21 protein-coding genes are annotated in these 19,686 nt (G+C 63.9%); 14 read left to right on the top strand and 7 right to left on the bottom strand.

Annotation, left to right across the window (positions count from 1 at the left end; translation table 11 throughout):
• The first annotated feature begins 199 nt into the window (after positions 1–199).
• Together AAC023_RS09170 and AAC023_RS09165 are read left to right on the top strand one after the other, a co-directional pair.
• Positions 200–562 (top strand): hypothetical protein, encoded by a 363-nt coding sequence (locus tag AAC023_RS09170; protein WP_339740401.1) that lies wholly within the window; start codon positions 200–202, stop codon positions 560–562.
• A 46-nt stretch (positions 563–608) separates the two neighbouring features.
• Positions 609–1,052 carry a peptidase S1 gene (locus AAC023_RS09165; RefSeq protein ID WP_339740399.1) on the top strand — a complete coding sequence of 148 codons (444 nt, stop codon included), beginning with the start codon at positions 609–611 and terminating at the stop codon, positions 1,050–1,052.
• Between the two features lie 72 nt (positions 1,053–1,124).
• On the opposite strand, the gene AAC023_RS09160 is transcribed toward AAC023_RS09165, so the two are convergent.
• Both AAC023_RS09160 and AAC023_RS09155 read right to left on the bottom strand, forming a co-directional pair.
• The gene (locus AAC023_RS09160) at positions 1,125–1,739 is read right to left on the bottom strand and encodes a hypothetical protein (protein WP_339740398.1); all 615 of its coding nucleotides are present in this window, start codon (positions 1,737–1,739) and stop codon (positions 1,125–1,127) included.
• Positions 1,736–2,053, bottom strand: coding sequence for an autorepressor SdpR family transcription factor (locus tag AAC023_RS09155; RefSeq protein WP_339740396.1), 318 nt, complete (start codon positions 2,051–2,053; stop codon positions 1,736–1,738). The genes AAC023_RS09160 and AAC023_RS09155 overlap by 4 nt, the downstream gene beginning before the upstream one ends.
• 179 nt (positions 2,054–2,232) lie before the next feature.
• Here AAC023_RS09155 and AAC023_RS09150 point away from each other — a divergent pair, with 179 nt between their 5' ends.
• On the top strand, positions 2,233–3,294 hold the full coding sequence (locus AAC023_RS09150; protein ID WP_339740394.1) for an SMP-30/gluconolactonase/LRE family protein: 1,062 nt from the start codon (positions 2,233–2,235) through the stop codon (positions 3,292–3,294).
• A 56-nt stretch (positions 3,295–3,350) separates the two neighbouring features.
• Here AAC023_RS09150 and ppk2 read toward each other — a convergent pair whose 3' ends face one another.
• The 3 genes from ppk2 to AAC023_RS09135 form a co-directional block, all read right to left on the bottom strand.
• Positions 3,351–4,097: a polyphosphate kinase 2 gene (gene ppk2 / locus AAC023_RS09145; RefSeq protein WP_339740392.1), complete on the bottom strand. Its 747-nt coding sequence runs from the start codon at positions 4,095–4,097 to the stop codon at positions 3,351–3,353.
• A 64-nt stretch (positions 4,098–4,161) separates the two neighbouring features.
• Complete coding sequence (locus AAC023_RS09140; protein ID WP_339740390.1) at positions 4,162–6,129, bottom strand: sulfotransferase; 1,968 nt, start codon at positions 6,127–6,129, stop codon at positions 4,162–4,164.
• Between the two features lie 93 nt (positions 6,130–6,222).
• On the bottom strand, positions 6,223–6,420 hold the full coding sequence (locus AAC023_RS09135) for a DUF3185 family protein (protein ID WP_339740388.1): 198 nt from the start codon (positions 6,418–6,420) through the stop codon (positions 6,223–6,225).
• A gap of 669 nt (positions 6,421–7,089) precedes the next feature.
• Here AAC023_RS09135 and AAC023_RS09130 point away from each other — a divergent pair.
• Positions 7,090–8,205 (top strand): beta-ketoacyl-ACP synthase III, encoded by a 1,116-nt coding sequence (locus AAC023_RS09130; RefSeq protein WP_339740386.1) that lies wholly within the window; start codon positions 7,090–7,092, stop codon positions 8,203–8,205.
• Positions 8,206–8,319: 114 nt separating this feature from the next.
• Here AAC023_RS09130 and AAC023_RS09125 read toward each other — a convergent pair whose 3' ends face one another.
• A complete protein-coding gene (locus tag AAC023_RS09125; protein WP_339740384.1) occupies positions 8,320–9,546 on the bottom strand; it encodes an ammonium transporter in 1,227 nt (408 codons plus the stop codon).
• A 203-nt stretch (positions 9,547–9,749) separates the two neighbouring features.
• Between AAC023_RS09125 and AAC023_RS09120 the strand changes: the two genes are divergently transcribed.
• Both AAC023_RS09120 and AAC023_RS09115 read left to right on the top strand, forming a co-directional pair.
• Positions 9,750–10,892 (top strand): beta-ketoacyl-ACP synthase III, encoded by a 1,143-nt coding sequence (locus tag AAC023_RS09120; RefSeq protein ID WP_339740382.1) that lies wholly within the window; start codon positions 9,750–9,752, stop codon positions 10,890–10,892.
• Positions 10,892–11,905: a hypothetical protein gene (locus tag AAC023_RS09115; RefSeq protein ID WP_339740380.1), complete on the top strand. Its 1,014-nt coding sequence runs from the start codon at positions 10,892–10,894 to the stop codon at positions 11,903–11,905. Before AAC023_RS09120 ends, AAC023_RS09115 begins: the two co-directional genes overlap by 1 nt.
• Here the strand turns inward: AAC023_RS09115 and AAC023_RS09110 are convergent.
• Complete coding sequence (locus AAC023_RS09110; RefSeq protein ID WP_339740378.1) at positions 11,902–12,276, bottom strand: hypothetical protein; 375 nt, start codon at positions 12,274–12,276, stop codon at positions 11,902–11,904. The genes AAC023_RS09115 and AAC023_RS09110 overlap by 4 nt on opposite strands.
• A 231-nt stretch (positions 12,277–12,507) precedes the next feature.
• Here AAC023_RS09110 and AAC023_RS09105 point away from each other — a divergent pair, with 231 nt between their 5' ends.
• From AAC023_RS09105 to AAC023_RS09070, 8 genes are all read left to right on the top strand, one after another.
• Entirely contained in the window at positions 12,508–13,074 is a 567-nt protein-coding gene (locus AAC023_RS09105; protein WP_339740376.1) for an HD family hydrolase, read from the top strand.
• Positions 13,075–13,079: 5 nt separating this feature from the next.
• The gene (locus AAC023_RS09100; protein WP_339740374.1) at positions 13,080–14,036 is read left to right on the top strand and encodes an NAD regulator; all 957 of its coding nucleotides are present in this window, start codon (positions 13,080–13,082) and stop codon (positions 14,034–14,036) included.
• A gap of 2 nt (positions 14,037–14,038) precedes the next feature.
• A complete protein-coding gene (locus AAC023_RS09095; protein WP_339740372.1) occupies positions 14,039–14,713 on the top strand; it encodes a pseudouridine synthase in 675 nt (224 codons plus the stop codon).
• Between the two features lie 122 nt (positions 14,714–14,835).
• Positions 14,836–15,150, top strand: coding sequence for a RebB family R body protein (locus AAC023_RS09090; protein WP_339740370.1), 315 nt, complete (start codon positions 14,836–14,838; stop codon positions 15,148–15,150).
• Between the two features lie 160 nt (positions 15,151–15,310).
• Entirely contained in the window at positions 15,311–16,450 is a 1,140-nt protein-coding gene (gene nadA / locus AAC023_RS09085; protein WP_339740368.1) for a quinolinate synthase NadA, read from the top strand.
• A gap of 3 nt (positions 16,451–16,453) precedes the next feature.
• Positions 16,454–17,998, top strand: a complete 1,545-nt coding sequence (locus tag AAC023_RS09080; RefSeq protein WP_339740366.1) for an L-aspartate oxidase — start codon at positions 16,454–16,456, stop codon at positions 17,996–17,998.
• 8 nt (positions 17,999–18,006) lie between these two features.
• Complete coding sequence (nadC, locus tag AAC023_RS09075; protein ID WP_339740364.1) at positions 18,007–18,855, top strand: carboxylating nicotinate-nucleotide diphosphorylase; 849 nt, start codon at positions 18,007–18,009, stop codon at positions 18,853–18,855.
• Positions 18,856–18,896: 41 nt separating this feature from the next.
• Positions 18,897–19,289, top strand: coding sequence for a VOC family protein (locus AAC023_RS09070; RefSeq protein ID WP_339740362.1), 393 nt, complete (start codon positions 18,897–18,899; stop codon positions 19,287–19,289).
• The last annotated feature ends 397 nt before the right edge of the window (positions 19,290–19,686 follow it).

Raw genomic sequence — 19,686 nt, 5'->3', positions numbered from 1 at the left:
CCCATCACCGGCACATCCCGCACCGGCCTGCCCCAGCGTGGTTTTACGCCGGCGGCCAGCCTGATTGATCTCCCCGAAACAGGGGATGGCGGGGCCGGAGCGCCGCAGATTTACTCAATACAAATATCAGGATCACCGTCCCAGCCAAGCAGGATCTCGCCCTGAGATCGAAAGGCCGGGCCTAGCGAAAGACGCCAAGATGAGACTTGCCCTTCCCGCCCTCCTGCTCAGCGCCACGCTCGCCCTCAGCGGCTGCACCAGCGTCGTCGACAATTTCGTCACCGGCGGACCGCTGGTGCGTCCGGGCGATACGACGGGCATCATCCAGGTGGTGAACCGCTCGGGCTATACCCTGACCTCGGTGCTGCTCTCGCGCTGCAGTGCACCCTCCTACGGTCTCAACCGCCTGCCGTCAGGCGTCAGCATCAGACCGGGACAGAGCTATACGTTCCGCGTTTCCGCCGAATGCTGGTCTGTCCTGGCCGGACTGGCCGGACATGATGCCCGCCAGAACCTGCACGTCCGGTCCGGCGGCGGCGTTGTTTACACGGTGACTGGCTGATCGCCGCCCCACGTCTTCTCACGAATGGATCCAGAAAGGATATCTCATGAAAACCGTCTTCACTGCTGTCATCATGGCGGCCACACTCGCCTCGGCCGGACAGGCCCAGACTTTCGGCAGCGTCAATCTGCGCGCCGGCTTTACCCCCGATCCTTTCAGGGTCGCGATCACTTCTGGCGGTTCGGTCAATGCAAGCTCGGTCTCGTCGAGTTGCCGTGGCTGGATCGCCAATTCGGTGGACTACCAGGTCAATTACGTCGCCGGATCTTTCAATCTGAGCTTCTCGTCGACCTCATCCTCCGACACGACCCTGGTCATCCGGGCCCCCAATGGCAATCTGTATTGCGATGATGACAGTGGCAATGGCCTCAACCCGATCGTCACTATCGGCAATCCGATGTCCGGCAGCTACAGCGTCTGGGTCGGCTCCTATCAGAGCGGCGAATATGCCCGTTCGACCCTGTCGATCTCGGAGCTCGGCCGGCAATAGCAGACGCGGGCCCGGGGGGCGTGATCTGGCGGGACTGCGTCCCAGGCAGTCAATCCGCCAGATCACAGACTCCTAGGCCTGGCGCCGGAAGCGGCGCGCGAACAACACACCCAGCCCGCCATTGATCAGGATGAAGGGCACGGTCAGCCACCGCGAGACCATATCGCCCCAGATCGAGTCCGCGAGAAAGATGACCGCGACCCAGAACAGGGCATGCATCAGCATCAGCACGGCCATGCGGGATGGTGATGCCATCAGGCCGGCCGCCGCTGCGTGCGCCGGTGCGCTGCCGGTCAGGATCACGCGCGCCCAGTTGGCCGCCGACAAAGCGAACCCCGCCAGGACGATCACGCCCGCCAGCGCCATCATCTCCGCCGCCGGCCACCAGATCGACACGGCCAGCGCGGCCAGACCGGCGCTCACAAGGATTGTCGCGGCGAAGCGTTCGGCCGCCAGGACCGGACCCGGATTGGCCTGGCGCACCGCTCTTGGCAGGATCAGTTTGGGCAATTGATTGCCAAGCACCAGCAGAAGCAGCGCCAGAGCGGCACCGACGCCGCGCTTTGCATATTCGCGATCGATCAGGTCAAATTCGGCAGCGGCGGCGATCGCCAGCACAGCCAAGACCAGAATGGCGATCAGTACCGGGCTGATGCGCAGTCTGGGTGTCTCGGATTTAAACGTCATGTCTCGGTTTCCTTGTCATCGTCTGGCGCGATACCGGGTAAGGGTTTCGCGCTTATTTCCCAGCCGAACAGGCGGGCAAAACCCAGCAATGCGTCTTCCAGCACCGATAATCGCAGGTGATAGACAACGGATGTCCCATGCCGTTCGGATGCCACCAGGCCTGCCTCGCGCAAGATCGCGAAATGCGCCGACATGGTCGATTTCGAAACCTCAAACTGGTCCGCAAGCTCACCCGCACTCATCGGGCCCTGCTTGAGCAGTTCGAGCACACGGCGCCGGGTTGGATCGGAGAGGGCTTTGAAGGCGCTATTCATATTTTGATAATTAGCTGATTATCAAAATAGATGCAAATGCGAAGATTTCCACCGTCTGGACGGGCAAATTCAAGACAATATGCCAAAGGCTTAGGCCGAATTTCTCGAGACATGACCCACACAGCTTGCTCGTACCGCCAAGACAGGTCACCCTTCCAATAGCTATCGGGGGGGTCACCATGCGCTGGATTGTTATCGGGATCGGCTGTCTCGCCGCCCTTGTGTCTCTGGCTGCCTGGGGTCCGGGGTCGCTGAATGCCATGCAGCTCGTCAACAGGCCGGCCGATCCGGCGCTGGAATCCCTCTTCGCACCCGTCCGCGAACCGCTACGCACCGAGCGCGCCGATCTGCATGGCGCTGAAGACCTCGAGCCCGGCCCCGATGGCCGCCTCTATACCAGTCTCGCTGATGGACGGATCATGGTGCGCGCGGCGGACGGAGACTGGGTGGAATTTGCCGATACGGGCGGCAGGCCGCTGGGCCTCTCCTTCGCGCCGGACGGTTCGCTTTTCGTCGCCGACGCCCTGCGCGGCCTGCTGCACCGAACGGATGCGGGCTGGGATGTCTGGCTGGGCGCGGCACCGGAGGGACCACTTGTCTTCGCCGATGACCTGACCGTGCTCGCAGACGGGCGTATCGTGATGACCGACGCCTCCCTGCGTCATCCCTATGGCCACCACATGGAATCCTTCCTGGAGTCGGAACAGACCGGACGCATTCTCCTGGTCACGAGCCCCGGCGAATTCACCGAACTCGCCGGCGGGCTCGGCTTCATCAACGGGGTCGATCATGATCCGGCAAACGGGCTGGTTTATATCAACGAGACCTGGACCGGCCGCATCTGGCGCCTTGATCCCGATAGCGGGGAAATGAGCGTGCTGATCGAGGGCCTGCCCGGCTATCCCGATAATCTTGAATTTGACAGCGCGACAGGACTGATCTGGACGGCAATGCCCTCACTGCGCTCGCCGAGCCTGGAGGCGTTGCACGCCCGGCCATTCGTCAAACGTCTGGTCTGGCGCTGGTTGCAGCTCGCTGGTCTGCCGGCCTTGCCCGACCGGCCAGCGATGGCCATCGCGGTCGATCGTGACGGGCACGCCGTCTATGGCCTCACCGGCCCTGCAGAAGCCCAGGAAGGCACGACAACGGCGCTGGTGTGGAATGGCGAGCTGTGGACGGCCGGTCTCGAACGCGATGGCATTACAGTCTTCGCCGCTCCGGGCGGCCGCGGGACCGAATAGGACCGCGCCCCGACGTCGGCGGCAGTCGCGATTGCCGGACCCTGCGCGGTTCGCCCCTAACCGCCGCTGCGCAGAACCGGCGCGGCTTCGCCCGGCGCCGGCGGCACCAGATGCGGGCAATCGACCGAGCGCAGGATATCGGCGATCACCGACAGGCGGGTTTTCTTCTTGCTGTCGGCAGAAACGACACGCCAGGGCAGATCCTCCGCGCCGGTCTCCGCCAGCATGCGATCGCGGGCGCGCGAATAATCATCGAACTTGTCGAGCGCGACGGCATCGATCGGGCTGATCTTCCAGGAGGTCAGCGGGCTGGTCTTGCGCTCGGCGAGGCGCTCGGCCTGCTCCTCATAGGAGATGTCGAGATAATATTTGAGCACCGTCGTGCCCGAGGAAACCAGCAGACGTTCGAAGGTCAGCACGTCCCTGTAAAAGGCCTCGTGCTGCGCCTCGTTACAAAACCCCATCACCCGCTCCACCCCGGCCCGGTTGTACCAGGAACGGTTGAAGAGGGCGATTTCGCCATCGGCCGGCAGATAGGGCACATAGCGCTGGAAATACCAGCTCGAACGGTCCCGGTCGGACGGTTTGCCTAGCGCTACAATGCGGGTTTCGCGCGGGCTCATATGGCGGGTGATGCGCTTGATCAGCCCGTCCTTGCCGGCCGCATCGCGCCCCTCGATCAGGACCAGAAGACGCTGATCGCTGGCGATAAGGTGACGCTGCAGCATGACGAGTTGGGTCTGCAGTGCAAGTAGCTGGGCCTTGTAGCCCAATACGGACGGAATTGATGCATCATCGGGCATGGACTGGCTCCTCGCAGTCTTGTCGGTTCAAAAGGCCGCGAAGCGGACACTGACTACCCCGCCCTCAGGCGATAGCATAACCTTGGCGTTGCGCCCATGACCGCAAATGCACGCTATCCTCCCCGTCCAGAGCAAAAGCGTAATTGCGCCAGCGCTCCCTCGAGGTCTTGTAGAGCGCCTGGGTGACCTGGTTGGCGCTCGGCGTATTGATACGGCCACGCTGGCGGGCGGTCTCGAAAAAGCGCGCCTGGGCCGGCTCGAATTCGAGCCCGAGCTGGCGCATCACCGGCGTCACACTGGCCTCAAGATCATCGACCAGCGCCTCGTAGCTGACGTTAGCGACACGGGGGCGCCGCCAGGCGTCGAAATCCCGCCAGAGCGAGAAACTCAGGTCATAGAGCCGGTCGATCCGCGCCAGGCTGGTCAGGTTGAGCATGGCGTTATTGGGCTTGAAGTCCTGGAACAGATTGCTGGTCGCGACATCGAGTGGATTGCGCCCGGCCAGGATGAAGACAGCCCGGGGCAGGATTTTATGGATCATCGGCGCCCAATTCATATTGAGCGGCAGCTTGTCGATATAGACTCTGTCTGGGTCGAGCGCCTCGCCCGCATAGCGGGCCATCTGGTCCAGATAAGTGGCGCGCAGCTCGGCCGGGTCGCTGGCATCGAGCCGGTCGAGCCAGTCATCGGTGAAATTGGATTCATCGCCGCTCATCCCGTCCACGACCTGGCGCAGGGCATCGCTGAGCACGCGCTGTTCCTCGACAATCCGCACCCGCGAATGTGAGCGCAGAATGGTGTCGAGCAGGGTCGTTCCGGAGCGCGGGAAGCCGATCAGAAAGGCAATATTGCCCGGCCCGGCGTCAGCATCGCTCACCGCGCTGTGTCCGGATCCGATCTCTGCCTTCAGCCGCCGATGCAGGCTCTCGATCCGGCGTGTGATCATGGTGTGGTCGCACGGCCCCTCCTCCTCCCAAACCGTCTCCCGCAACCGGTTTCCGGCCAGAAAGGCGGTATGGGCCTCATGATAGCGGCCTCGCTTGTCCGCGATGGCACCGAGGGTGAATTGGCGACTGCGAATCTGGTCAGGATCGCCCGGCCGGTCCAGGGCCTGAAGAATCATGGTTTGCGCCTCGTCCAGCCGCCCGGCGCGGAACAGGGCACGGGCCAGCGCATCGAGCAGATCGGCACGGTTGAAATCAACGCCATCGGCCCGGGCCGTTTCCAGCAGGGCCAGCATGGGGCCAGGATCGAGCGATTGGTCATGGAAGGCCGCCGCCTCGGCGATCAGATCCGGATTGAGTGGCTCCAGTTGAAGCACCCGGGCCCAGATCCGTTCCGCCTCCGCCAATCGTCCCTCGGCCTCGGCGACGAGCCGGGCCAGCAGGGCCCAGACCTGCCCGTCCGACGGCGTGATCGCCAAGGCCCGGCGGACGCAGAATTCCGCATATTCACCACGGCCCCGGGCCCGGGAAATCTCGGCCAGAAGCATCCAGACGGCCACGGATTGCGGCGCGACCCAGACCAGTGCCGCCGCCTTGGCGAAAGCGCTATCCAACTGGCCAGCCGTCAACAAGGCCGCCGCTTCGGCAAAGCGGGCATTGCCCTCCCCGGCGCTGACGCGGCTGGCGAAACCGTCCAGGTCTGCCGGTGCATCGGGACCGGTTGGGCATTGCGCTGCCGCCTCGCGCAACGCCTCATTCTCCGGCTGGGCACGGGAGGCCTGGGCAAGCAGACTGGCCGCGCGCGCGCGCTCACCATTTTCCAGTATTGAACGGGCCAGGGCGATGGTGATCTGGGCATGGCCAGGCTGCAGCATCGCCGCGGTCATCAGGCCCGGCAGGCTGTCGCCCGCCCGCCCGCCCATCAGCAACACAGCACCGAGATTGTAGTGCGCCGCCGCAAGCCGCGGCTCTAGATCAAGGGCCTGGCAGAAGGCAATGCATGCCGGCCCCGACGCGCCGGCTGCCAGCTGCGCCTGGCCCTGGCGCATGTAGTCTGCCGCCGTTGCAATCGCCGGTATTTCGCTCATGGGCACCCTCGGACATGACCAGCCTGGCCCGCCAGATAGCCGCGATCCCGGCGATCGTGCAAGCCGGGCTTCAGACCGGCAGGCCGGGGTCCGCTACCTGGTGCGGTTGCCGAAGACCAGCAGGAAGAGCCCGCCAAGACTGGATGCAATCCCGGCGATCAGAAACCACATGGTGCGGTCCGTATAGGTGCCGGTCAGCGCTTCGGTGATCTGATCGGCCGGGGCATTTGACCCCTGCCAGGCGAAAACCAGCAAGACAATGCCAATCACCAAAGCAATAAATCCAAGCATTCTTGACGGTGTCATTGGACGCCTTCTCCCTTGTTTTGCGAGCTCCTGCCAAACGCACCGAACCGGGTTTGCGGACTCGGCGAGGCAGACAGGCTCCTGCGCATCCTGCGCGACTTCCTCTGGTTGCGCTACAAAATTAGCGGCCATCGGGCGCTGGACACACAAATTGGCGCCAAGTTATCCCCGCCCCTCAAGCTGCGCCAATGCCTACAGCGTTCCGGTCGCACGGTAGGCGCAAGCTCAGTCATTTGCAGCGATTGGAAGCCTGGCGCTCGTCCGGGCTGAGATATGACAACCCGAGCCCCGGCGTGGCCATCGGCGAGGAAAGCGGCACAAAGCTCGACCGCCCCATCCACTGCGGTTTCGAGGCGGGCCGCAAGGCGTCCGGGTAAGTCTCCCACCTTTTTCCAGGAAGACTTGGCGGGACGTGTCGAATGTCTGACTTACTCATTGCGCTAAGCGGCATTCGCCGGCGTCCCACACACCTCCCATTGCGAGGTGATCCACTCAAACCTCCAGCGGCAAGCCGCGTGGCGATTTTCGTGCAGGCGCCGGCGCCGCAACCGAGCAACCGTCATCCCCACGTGACGCCGCCGCCGCACCCGACTAAGTTGCCGCGCTTGTAAGATCCGAGTCCGGCCATGTCTGGCCCAGTCTGGAGTTGCTCACATGAATGCGGTTATCCGGTCCACCGGCCTCTGGGTCCCCGAGGACACTGTCTCCAATGAGGAGCTGGTCGAGTGCTATAACAAGCATGTCGAGCTATATAATGCCGAGCATGCCGACGCGATCAAACGCGGCGCCGTCGAAGCGAAAAACCCCTCCTCGGTCGGGTTTATCGAGAAGGCCTCCGGCATCAAGTCGCGCTATTCGATCGACAAGGCCGGCGTACTCGACGTCGATCGCATGCGTCCGCGCGTGGCGCCGCGTCCGAATGAGGAAATCTCGATCATGGCCGAGTGCGGCGTCGCTGCCGCGCGCCAGGCCCTGAGCAATGCCGGTCGCGATGCGGCCGATGTCGATGCCGTCATCTGTTCGGGCACCTCGATGCAGCGCACCTATCCGTGCATTGCGATCGAGATCCAGGATGCGCTGGGCATTGAGGGCTTCGGCTTCGACATGACCGTCGCCTGTTCCTCGGGCACATTCGCCATCATCAATGCCGTCAACATGATCAAGTCGGGCATGGCCAAATCGGTGCTGGTCGTCTGTCCGGAACTGACAACGGCGCAGCTCAATTTCCGCGACCGCGACAGCCATTTCATCTTTGGCGATGTCGCCGTGGCGATGCTGATCGAATCCGAGGACATGGCCAATGGCGATGGCTGGCGCATTCTCGGCACCCGGATGATGACGAAATTCTCGAACAATATCCGTTCGAATTTCGGCTTTCTCAATGCCTGCGAAGTGCCGGAGCCGGAGTTTGAGGACCGCTATTTCGTGCAGGAGGGCCGCAAGGTCTACAAGGAAGTCTGCCCGATGGTCGCCGAGATGATCCTCGAGGATCTCGCCACCATTGATCTGACGCCGGCCGACCTGAAACGTCTCTGGTTGCACCAGGCCAATATCAACATGAATTTGATGGTGGCGCGCAAAGTGCTCGGCCGCGATGCCGAGCCGGGCGAAGCGCCGGTCATCCTTGACGAGTTCGCCAATACCGCCGGCGCCGGATCGCTGGTCGCCTTCCACCGCCATCATGACGGTTTCGCCGCCGGTGAGAAAGGGCTGATCTGTTCCTTCGGCGCGGGATATTCGGCCGGAACAGTCTTCGTCGAACGCCTCTAGACGGCCCTTATCGCCGCTGCCCGGCCGGTCCGGCCCACACGCCACGAACACGGCGCGGCCAAACCGGCCAGACAGACCCCGTCGCCCTCCGGCCCGTAGCCGGGGGGCGTTTTGTCAGGAACCGACGGATTCGCCGTGCAGCGTGGTGTCGAGGCCCGTGACCTCATCCTCTTCGCCGACCCGCAATGTCATGAATTTCGACAGCGCGAACAGGATGACCCAGCTCATCACGCCGCAATACAGCGCCGCCGCCAGTGCCCCCCAGCTCTGGGTGAAGACCTGCATCAGATTCCCCTCGATCGCGCCTGGCGTGCCGCCGATGGCTTCCGAGGCAAAGACTCCGGTCAGGATTGCCCCCACCAGACCACCGACGCCATGCAGGCCAAAAGCGTCCAGCGTATCGTCCCACTTGCCCCAGCGTTTCAGGGCCGTGACGCCCCAATAGGCACCGGCCGCACCGGCTGCGCCAATAATGAAGGCCGCCCAGGCCGGCACGAAGCCCGCCGCCGGCGTGATCGCAACCAGGCCGGCAATCGCACCGGAGGCGGCGCCGAGCACGCTCGCCTTGCCGCGCTGCAACCACTCAATCGCGATCCAGGTCAAAAGCGCCGAAGCCGCCGCCAGCTGGGTCGTGACAAAGGCATGGGCTGCCGCGCCATCGGCCGCCAGGGCCGAGCCGCCATTGAAGCCAAACCAGCCGACCCAGAGCAGGCCGGCCCCGATCACGGTCAGGACCAGATTGTCGGGCATCATCTGGGCGCCGGGATAACCGCGCCGGGGGCCGACAAACTTCGCCAGCACCAGACCGGCGACACCGGCATTGATGTGCACGACCGCACCGCCAGCGAAGTCGAGCACGCCGGCATCCGACAGGAAGCCGCCGCCCCAGACCCAGTGACAGATCGGCGCATAGACCAGGATCAGCCAGACCGAAGCGAAAATCATGAAGGCGGAGAAGCGGATACGCTCCACGGCAGCACCGGCGATGATCGCCACGGTGATGATGGCAAAGGTCAGCTGGAAAATGAAGAACAGGTTTTCCGGCAGATCGCCCGACATCGTCTCGGGCGTAATGCCGGCCAGTCCGATCCGGCTGAGCCCTCCGACGAATGAATTGAGACCGCCGCCATCAGAAAATGCCAGGCTATAGGCCAGCAAAGCCCAGAGCACTGTTACGGCGGCCGTGGCGCCGAGGCTCTGCATCATGGTCGAGAGCACATTCTTGCGCCGCACCATCCCGCCATAGAACAGGGCCAGGCCGGGAAGCGTCATCATCAGAACGAGCGCGGTCGCCGTCAGGATCCATGCGATATTGCCTGTGTCGATGCCAGCGTCTTCCATCGGACCTCTCCAGAATGTTGCAGTGCGTCATTGCTAGGCAGGCGGGGGGCGGGCTGTCGATGCCCGGGGGAAATTTTCCTGCCTTTCGCCGGTTTGCGCCGCATAATGGTGCAGACTTGCTCGATCGAGTGGCAAACAAGCACGTTTCTGCCGCGATGCAGCGCCGCATTGATTAGGCGTGTCCATGTATTACGGTGTCGGGGATGGATAGCAGGGATGAGGCCGATACCGTGCAGACCAGCATTATTCGCTCAACCGGATTCTGGGCTCCGCCCGATGTGATCACCAATGCCGAGCTGGTCGCGAGCTATAACGCCTATGCGGCGCGCTTCAATGAAGAGCATTCAGCCGCGATTGCCGCGGGCGAGCGCGAGGCGGTGCCCTTTTCCAGCACCGAGTTTATCGCCAATGCCTCGGGCATCGAACGCCGGCATGTCTTGGAAAAGTCGGGCATTCTCGACATCGATCACCTGACGCCGCGTATCCCGCCGCGTGGTTTCGATGACATCTCCGTCCAGGCAGAATTTGCCATGCGCGCCGTCACGCCGGCGCTGGAGAAAGCCGGCCGCGACGGTTCCGGGATTGACGGCGTCATCGTCGCCTCCTCGGCCCAGCAACGCAATTTTCCCGGCCTGTCCTGCGAGATCCAGAATCTGATCGGTGCCACCGGCTGGTCCTTTGATCTCACCATGGCCTGCGCCTCGGCGCTCTACGGACTCAATATCGCCAATGCGATGATTCGCTCCGGCCAGGCCCGGCGCATCCTGGTCTGCTCACCGGAGATCATGACCTGCATCAATGTCCATTCGCGCCGCGATGTGCATTTCATCTTCGGCGATGCCGCCAGCGCCATTCTGGTTGAGGCCGATGACGGTACGCCGGGCGGCTGGGAGGTCTTGGGCACCCACACACAGAACAGGTTCTCCAACCATTTGCGCTCCGATTACGGCTTCATCAATATCGCCGAACGCATCGTCGATCCGGACTACCAGCCGGGCCTCGACCAGGACGGGCACAAGGTCTTCAAGGACGTGGTTTCCCTGGCACCAGTAGTGGCGCGCGATCTGATGGAGCGGCTGGAATTGCAGCCGGACGCAATCCGCCGCACCTGGCTGCACCAGGCCAATATCCGCATGGTTGATCTGATCGCCAAACGCATTCTCGGCCGCGACCGCACACCCGATAACGCGCCCTCCATTCTCGAGGAATACGGCAACACCTCCTCCTCGAGCGTGGTGATGAATTTCCAGATGAATTCCGACGACATGACAGCCGGCGAAACCGGGATCATGTGCGCCTACGGAGCCGGCTATGGCGTCGGCGCTGCCGCCATAAGGAAACGCTGATGCGTCGATATCTCGCCCTCGCGGCCGCCACCGGCCTTGCCGCCTGCTCTCCCGATGTCACGGAGGCGCCGGCGGTGCGCGAAGCCCCTGCCACGCCGGCAGCCGAGATCGAGCCGGCCGCACCGGCGGAGGAAGCGACGGGCCTGCCGGGCACGGATATCCGTATTTTTGCACTGGACTGGGTCGGTGGCCGCCCGGTCATCGGCGCGCCGACGGGCGGCATTATACGTCCGGGCTATGACAACCAGCCCTTTTTCACGCCGGATGGCAGCGGCCTGCTCTACACCGCCGGCGATGACAGTGGCGAAACCGATATCTGGCGCCTCGATCTCGCCAGCGGCGACACTGCCCCTGTCACCCTGACCCCGGGCGAAAGTGAATATTCGCCGCGCGTGCCGCCGGGTGAGGCGGAGCTGGCCTATATCTACCAGCCGCCCGGCGGCTATGCGGGCAATGCCTATCTGGCCAATGCCGACAATACAGACCGTTATGCCGCCGAGGCATTGGCGCCGGTCGGTTATTATCTGTTCAGCGGTGATATGCGCTACGTTGTCACCTTCGCGCTGGGCGAGACCAATACGCTGCAATTGATTGATCGCACGGCCGATCCGGAAATGCCGCAGCATGTGGCCGATAATCCCGGACGCTCAATGGCCAGAAGCCAGGATGGCAGCACAGCCTGGGTCACACTGGAACGCGCCGATGGCGGTTTTGCCGTTCACCGGCTCGACTTCGTCACCGGCAGGATCCGTGACGGTTTCGACCTGCCCGGCCAGTCACAGGATTTCGCGCGCATCACCAGCCCGGTCTCCGGCATGTTTGCCTTTGACGGTGTCTTCTCGGCAGCCGGTGGCACGCTGTATTACGGCAGTGTTTCAGCTGACGCGGCCGCACCCTCGCTCTCGCCGGCCTGGGCCGCGATTGCCGATCTGGACGCGCTGGGCCTCGCCGAGGTCAACCGCATTGCGGTCAGCCCGGAGGCCGACCGCATCGCCATTGTCGCCGCCGACTAGAGCGGTGTCGTTTCGGTGATCTTGTAAGTCAGGTCATCACCATCGGCTTCGTGGATGGTGAGATAATCGCCGATCCGCATCGAATGCTCGCCAAGGCGGAAGACCGGTTCATCCGGGCCCTCCTCCTCTTCGTCATAGCGGAAGAACCAGTGGGTGCCGCGGTGCGAGAGCCAGCCATCGGCGGTCTCGGTCGCATCGGGAGAGAAGCGGTCAACGGTGCACGCTTCCTTGTTGGCACGCCACATTTCGATATCCAGCTTGCCGTCCTTGTCGAGCGGCGCGATCACGACATAGCCGTGATGATCGTCACCGTCGGGGAAACCGGCATCCGGATTGCGTCCAAGGCGCATGACAACACGTGTAAGCGACATCGATTTCTCCCATGATGATTGTTTTGACCCCCTACATCTACGCAGCCCTGCCGCCCCGCGCAACGGCGGCGATCCTGCGACATCGCGGCGCAGACAACTGTGGAGGAAGTTCAGCGCGCGGTGGCGAAGGTCAGACCGGTCTGCTATTTCCGCAGCCCGCCGCGAAATGAGACCCCAGCCATGCCGCCCGCCGCCAAGACGAAAAAAGATGCCCCGCGCGCCTGGCAGCGCATGATCTCAGGCCGCCGGCTCAACCTGCTTGAACCCTCCCCCTTCGATGTCGAGATCGAGGACATCGCCCATGGCCTGGCCCGCGTCGCGCGCTGGAATGGCCAGACGATGGGTGATCACGCCTTTTCCGTCGCCGAACACTCGGTCGTGGTGCTGGACATCCTCGATCAGCTTTATCCAGGCACACCGCATAAATGGCGCCTGGCGGCGCTGCTGCATGACAGTCCGGAATATGTGATCGGTGACATGATCAGCCCGTTCAAGGCGGCGCTCGGCGTCAATTACCGCGATTTCGAAGACCGGCTGGAGGCTGCGGTTCACTTGCGCTATGGCCTGCCACCGAAACTGCCCAAGGAGGTCAAGCGCAAGGTGAAGCGCGCTGATGTCTGTTGTGCCTATTTCGAAGCCACACAAATTGCCGGTTTCTCGCACGAGGAATCCGTGAAATTCTTCGGCCGTCCGCCCGCCGATCTGGAGATCGAGATTCGCCCGCTTCCCGTCAAACAGGCCCAGCAGCTTTTCCTCGACCGTTTCGAGACCGTGCTTTCAGAGTTTGAGACCAGCTGATGGCAATGGCCGGACAATCCATCGTCGTCGGCCTCAATGCGGTGATCCTCGCCGCTGATACCGAACAGCCGCAAGTGCTGATCGTGCCGCATCCGGGCAGTGATGTCGCCCTGCCCTTCGGCCCGTTCGATCCGGCCGAACACCGCACATTCGAAATCGGACTGCGCCGCTGGGTCGCCGAGCAGGCACGCTTCCAGCTCGGCTATGTCGAACAACTCTATACTTTTGGTGATCGCGGCCGCGAAGCGCCGGTCGCGGCGATGTCGGGTCTGGAGGATTCGCGCATCATCTCGATCGGCTATCTCGGCCTGACGCCGGTGGCGGCACCGCCCCCCGAGGGCGGCGGGCAATGGCGCGGCTGGTACAGCTTCTTTCCCTGGGAAGACTGGCGCGCCGGCAAGCCGGACATGATCGATGCCGATATCGTGCCGCGCCTGAAGGCCTGGGCCGATGAGGCCGGCGCGCCGGGCGGCCGCGCCTCGCGCCATGACCGGGTCAAGCAGGCCTTCGGCCTCGATGGCGCCAACTGGAATGAGCAACACGCGCTGGACCGTTTCGAACTTCTCTATGAGGCCGGTCTTGTCGATGAGGCCGAACGCGATGGCCAGATCGACGGACCACCAACAGGCCCCAAGCTGGGCCAGGCGATGGCGTCCGATCATCGCCGCATTCTCGCCACCGCCATTATCCGGCTGCGCGGCAAGGTCAGATATCGCCCGATCGTGTTTGAACTCATGCCGGAACTCTTCACTCTCTCGGCCCTGCAACAGGTCGTCGAAGGCATTGTCGGCTACCGCCTGCACAAGCAGAATTTCCGCCGCGCCCTCGACCGCACCGGCTTTGTCGAAGGCACCGGCAAGATGGAAGCTATGACCGGCGGCCGCCCGGCGGAACTCTTCCGCTATCGCCGCGAAGCCCTGGCCGGCCTGCCCTCGCTGGGCCTGGCAACACCGCGGCTCTAGGCGTGTCCGCACCCGACAAACCGCGTCCCTTCACCTACAACCCGCCGCCCGCCGGGCCCTTGCCCATTCTGCATGCCGATGACCACATCCTGGTGCTCGACAAACCGGCGGGCCTTTTGACCGTCGCCGGGAATGCACCAGAGCTGGCTGATTGCCTGGAGGCGCGAGTGCGGGCGCAATACCCGACGGCGACGATGATCCACCGGCTCGATATGGATACATCGGGTCTGATCGTGCTGGCGCTGAATGCGCGGGCCCATGCCCATATCGGCAAGCAGTTTGAAAAGCGCCTGACGCGCAAGACCTATATCGCCCTCGTCTGGGGGAAGATGGCGCAGGTCTCCGGCCGCATCGACCAGCCGATGAAGTCGGACTGGCCCAACCGGCCCAAACAGCATGTCGATCTGGCCGATGGCCGTCCGGCGATTACCGACTGGGAAGTGTTGGAGACGGGGACTGACCGGACCCGCCTGCGCCTGACACCGCTGACCGGACGCACGCATCAGCTGCGCGTCCATATGGCCTTTCTCGGCCACCCGATCCTGGGCGATAATCTCTACGCGCCCGCCGAGGCGCTGGCCGCCAGCCCCCGGCTGTGCCTGCACGCCGAAACGCTGGCCTTCCGCCATCCCGATGGCGGCGCACCCATGATCTTCAACAGCCCGCCCGCCTTCTAGGGCGCCCCGCGCGAGCGGCATTGCCGCACACTTAATCCTCCCGCAAGCCCCCTCGAATAGAATCACCGCCTATCAACCGGGAGATCGCCATGCGCGCGTCACATCTGATTGCATCTGGCTTCATGCTTGTGACAACGGCCAGCGCTCCGGCCTGGGCGCTGCAACCGGTCAATCCGCAAGTCACCGATGCCGTCACCCAGGCGAATGTGGAAATACTGGGCGATGCCCCTGCGCTTTCCGAGGGTAATCTGTTTCAGGAAACCAGCCAGGCTCTCTCCAATGCGGCGCATAATGCAACGGGCGCGCAGCAGGAGACGAACCCGACCGCCCAGGCCGCGACGACCCAGGGCGTCGCCTCGCTCTATTCAGTCGACACTGCGTCGAGCGAGGCAGCGACCCAGGAGATTTTCGGCGCGACAACTGCCGAACCCGACTAGCACGGCGCGCACCGGCCAGCCTCTCCCCCCTTGCCATGTGCTCAAAGTGAGCATATAAGCACTCCATAGATAGGCTCATTTCGAGCAAAAGGCGGTTTCAGCAGACTGGAATTGCGCTTTTTCAGGCCTATAAAATGCTCAATTAGAGCAAAAGTGAGTGATGATGGAAATTCTTGATTTCACCCAAAACCGCAACCGCCAGACCGGCGGTGATGGTTACAGCCCGACGGTCAATGATCGCCCTGCCCTGCCCTATACCGACGAGGTCAAGGCGGCGACGGATCATCTCTATGAGAAGGTGAAAGACTTTGTCTCGCCGCTGGAATGGCCGGCCAAGGCACCGCTGATCCATGCGATCAACCAGCTGAAAAAAGAGAAGAATGCCGTCATCCTCGCCCACAACTACATGACCGCCGACATCTTCCATTGCGTCGGCGATCTGATGGGCGACAGCCTGGCGCTGGCGCGCATGGCCGCGACCAGCGATGCCGAAATCATCGTCCAGGCCGGCGTCCACTTCATGGCCGAAACCGCCAAGATCATGGCGCCCAACAAGAAAGTCCTGATCCCCGACACCCGCGCCGGCTGTTCGCTGGCCGCCTCGATCACCGGCGAGGATGTGCGCCGGATCCGCGCCGCCTATCCCGGCGTGCCGATCGTCACCTATGTCAACACCTCCGCCGAAGTGAAGGCCGAGTGCGATATCTGCTGCACCTCCTCGAACGCCGTCCAGGTCGTCGAGAGCCTCGGCTCCGACACCGTCATCCTGCTGCCCGACGAATATCTGGCGAAGAATGTCGCGGCCCAGACCGATATCCGCATCCTGACCTGGAAGGGCTCTTGCGAAGTGCATGAGAAGTTCACGGCCGAGGATGTGCAGGACCTGCGCGACGCCCATCCGGGCATTGTCATCATCACCCATCCGGAAAGCCCGCTGGAAGTGGTCCAGGCCGCCGATTTCGCCGGCTCGACCGCGGCGATGGCCGACTGGGCCAAAAAGAGCGGCGCCAGACAGGCCGTCCTGCTGACCGAATGCTCGATGTCCGACAATGTCGCCATCGATGTGCCCGAGATCGAATTTATCCGCCCGTGCAATCTGTGTCCGCACATGAAGCGGATCACGCTGGAGAATATCTATGACGCCCTGCGGCTGGAGCAGCATGAGGTGATCGTCGACGAAGAGATCGCGAAGCGCGCCCGCGCCTCGGTCCAGGCCATGCTTGATCTGCCGAGCCCGAAGACGCCGGCGCATTTCGACCCGGCGAAGCAGGAAAAATTCGTCGAGATCGTCGCGGTCTAGATCATGACCCGCCCCGTCCTCATCATCGGTGCCGGCATTGCCGGGCTCTGGGCAGCGCTGAAACTGGCACCGCGCCAGGCCGTGCTGCTGACCGGTTCGCCCTTGGGTGAAGGCGCAGCGTCCAGCTGGGCCCAGGGCGGCGTCTCTGCGGCGCTGGCGGATGATGACAGCCCCGCCTTGCATGCCCGTGACACGATCGAGGCCGGTGCCGGTCTGGTCGATGCCGGTGCCGCCCATGCGCTGGCCAGAGGTGCGGCACAGCAAGTGCGCGAGCTGGCGGCGCTCGGCGCCCCCTTCGAGCGCGAGGGCGAGACCTGGTCCCTCTCCCGCGAAGCCGCCCATTCGCGCCACCGCGTCGCCCGGGTGACGGGCGATGGTGCCGGCGCAGCGATCATGCAGACTTTGATCGCGGCCGTGCGCGCGGCCGGGCATGTCGAGATCCGCAATGGCTGGTCGGCGGCGACCCTGATAGCCGGGGATAAGGGCGATTGCGCCGGGGCGCTGGCCCGCGACCCCGAAGGAGCGATTCATCCCATCCTCGCGGACGAGACCATCCTTGCCCTGGGTGGTGCCGGAGGCCTGTTCGCGCTGACGACAACACCGGCCGGGGCCCAGGGCCAGGCGATGGCGATGGCGGCGCGGCTGGGTGCTACCATCCAGGACCCTGAATTCATTCAGTTTCACCCAACCGCCCTGAATGCCGGGCTCGATCCGGCGCCCTTGTGCACCGAGGCCCTGCGCGGTGAGGGCGCGACCCTGGTCGACCGCTCCGGACACCGGTTTATGAAAGCGATTCATAGGGATGCCGAGCTGGCACCGCGCGATGTCGTCGCCCGTGCGGTGCATCGTCATAACCTTGCCGGTAGACATGCGTTGCTCGACTGCAGCTCTGCCATTGGTGATGCCTTCCCTGTCCGTTTCCCTGCCGTTTTCGCCGCCTGTATGAGCGCCGGCATCGATCCGCGCATCGAACCCATCCCGGTGGCCCCGACGGCGCATTATCACATGGGCGGTGTGGCGACGGATATTGATGGACAAACCTCAAATCCCGGCCTGTGGGCGATTGGCGAATGCGCCTCGACGGGGCTGCACGGTGCCAACCGTCTGGCCTCCAATTCGCTGGCCGAAGGGCTGGTGAGTGCGGCGCGGGTCGCGAAGGTGTTGAGCGAAGCGCCCCTCCGTCCCGCTGCGCGGGCCACCTCCCCTGCAAGCCAGGGAGGAAACCTGCCGCCAGCCCTGCCGCCGCTCGCCCTCACCCGGCTGCGCCAGGCAATGAGCCGCAATTGCGGTGTCGAACGTTCGGGTGCCGGACTGGCCGAATTGAACGCGCTGATCGGGGACATGATTGAACGCCATGGCGAGGCCGATGCGTTGATCGCGGCGCGCTTCATCGCCGAAGGCGCCATCGCCCGGCAGGAGAGCCGCGGCGGCCATTTCCGCACCGACTTCCCGCAAGCCCATGCCATCGCGCGTCACACGCGCTTGTCGCTGGCCGATCTGGCGGGCACAAGACCCCACACCCTGGCTCACACCGTGCCGGCCGAATAGGACCACTCATGCCCGTCTCGCCCCTGCCTGATTTCATCGTCAAGGACGCCGTCACCCGTGCCCTGGCCGAAGACCAGGGCGGGCGCGGCGACCTTACCTCGCTGGCCTGCATCCCGGCTGGCGAGGAGGCGAAATTCTATTTCAAGGCGCGCGATACCGGCGTGCTGTGCGGCCTGCAAGCGGCCGTCGAGGCGATCTGGCAGATGGATCCCGACGCCATGATCAAATGCCATATGGGCGATGGCGATGCGGTTGCTCCCGGTGACATCATCGCCACCGTCAATGGCCAGGCCCGCGCGCTGCTGGCAGCGGAACGCATCGCGCTCAATTTTCTCGGCCGGATGAGCGGCATCGCGACCTTCACCAAACGCTATGTCGATGCGGTTTCCGGCACTAGGGCCCGCATCGCCCACACCCGCAAGACGACACCGGGCCTGCGCGCCTTCGAACTCCAGGCCGTCCAGGCCGGCGGCGGTGCGATGCACCGTTTCGGGCTCGATGATGCCATCCTGATCAAGGATAATCATGTCGCCGTCTGCGGCGGCGTCGGGAAGGCCGTGCACGCTGCGAAAACCCATGCCGGCCACATGACCCGCGTCGCGGTCGAGATCGACCGGCTGGATCAGCTCGCCGAAGCGATCGAGGCCGGGGCCGAGAGCGTGCTGCTCGACAATTTCACACTGGCGGACCTGAAGTCCGCCGTCGCCCAGGCGGGCGGCAAGGTCACACTGGAAGCCTCCGGCGGCGTCAATCTCGACACGGTGCGCGCGATTGCCGGAACCGGCGTCGATATCATCTCCGTCGGCGCGCTGACGCATTCGGCGCCGAATTTCGACATCGGGCTTGACTGGGACTGATCCAGGCCCGACACGATCACTATTCAGGGAGGAATTTCAGCATGTTCAATCACATCATGGTCGGGGCCACCGACATCGAGAAATCGAAGACATTCTATGACGCCGTGCTCGCCACGCTGGGCGCAGGCGAGGCCATGCGCAATGTCTCGCCGACCGGTCATGTCCGCTATTTCTACCGCCATGACGGCAATACATTCGGCATCACCGAGCCGATCAATGACGAACCCGCGAGCTGCGCCAATGGCGCCACGATCGGCTTCAAATGCGACAGCCCCGAGCAGGTGAAAGCCTTCCACGATGCCGGCGTCGCCCATGGCGGCACCTCGATCGAGGACGCGCCCGGCCCGCGCAGCACCAGCATGGGCACGATGCACCTCTCCTATGTCCGCGACCCGGACGGCAATAAGCTGTGTGGGCTTTACCGGGAGAAATAGGGCGGCGTCTGAGGGGATTGTTTCCCGGCGCGGCGCTTCCCCCCTCATCCGCCCTTCGGGCACCTTCTCCCCATGGGAGAAGGCCCGCCCCCCCTCCACCACCAAACGCCCTTCTTCTCCCTCAGGGAGAAGATGCCCGAAGGGCAGATGAGGGTGGCCGGCGCCCGGGGCTCGATCATGCATCGAAACAAACGCCGGACAGGATCGGGCGCCGCAAGGCCAGCGATCCCCGGCGCGGGCCACACCTCACCCTGAAATCCATGCCGAGATCCGGCCAGACTGGAATTGTCTCGTCAAGGGCGCGAAGCGCCGCTGCGCGGTCATGACCCTTGACGAGACAAGTCCAGTCTGGCGCCCTGCTTGGCAAGGGTTCAAGGCGGGCTCTGCCCGGCGCGGC

Source organism: uncultured Maricaulis sp. (assembly GCF_963976135.1).
GTDB lineage: Bacteria > Pseudomonadota > Alphaproteobacteria > Caulobacterales > Maricaulaceae > Maricaulis.
Note: the sequence above shows the minus strand (reverse complement) of the source record. Positions and strands in the feature narration are given on the sequence as shown.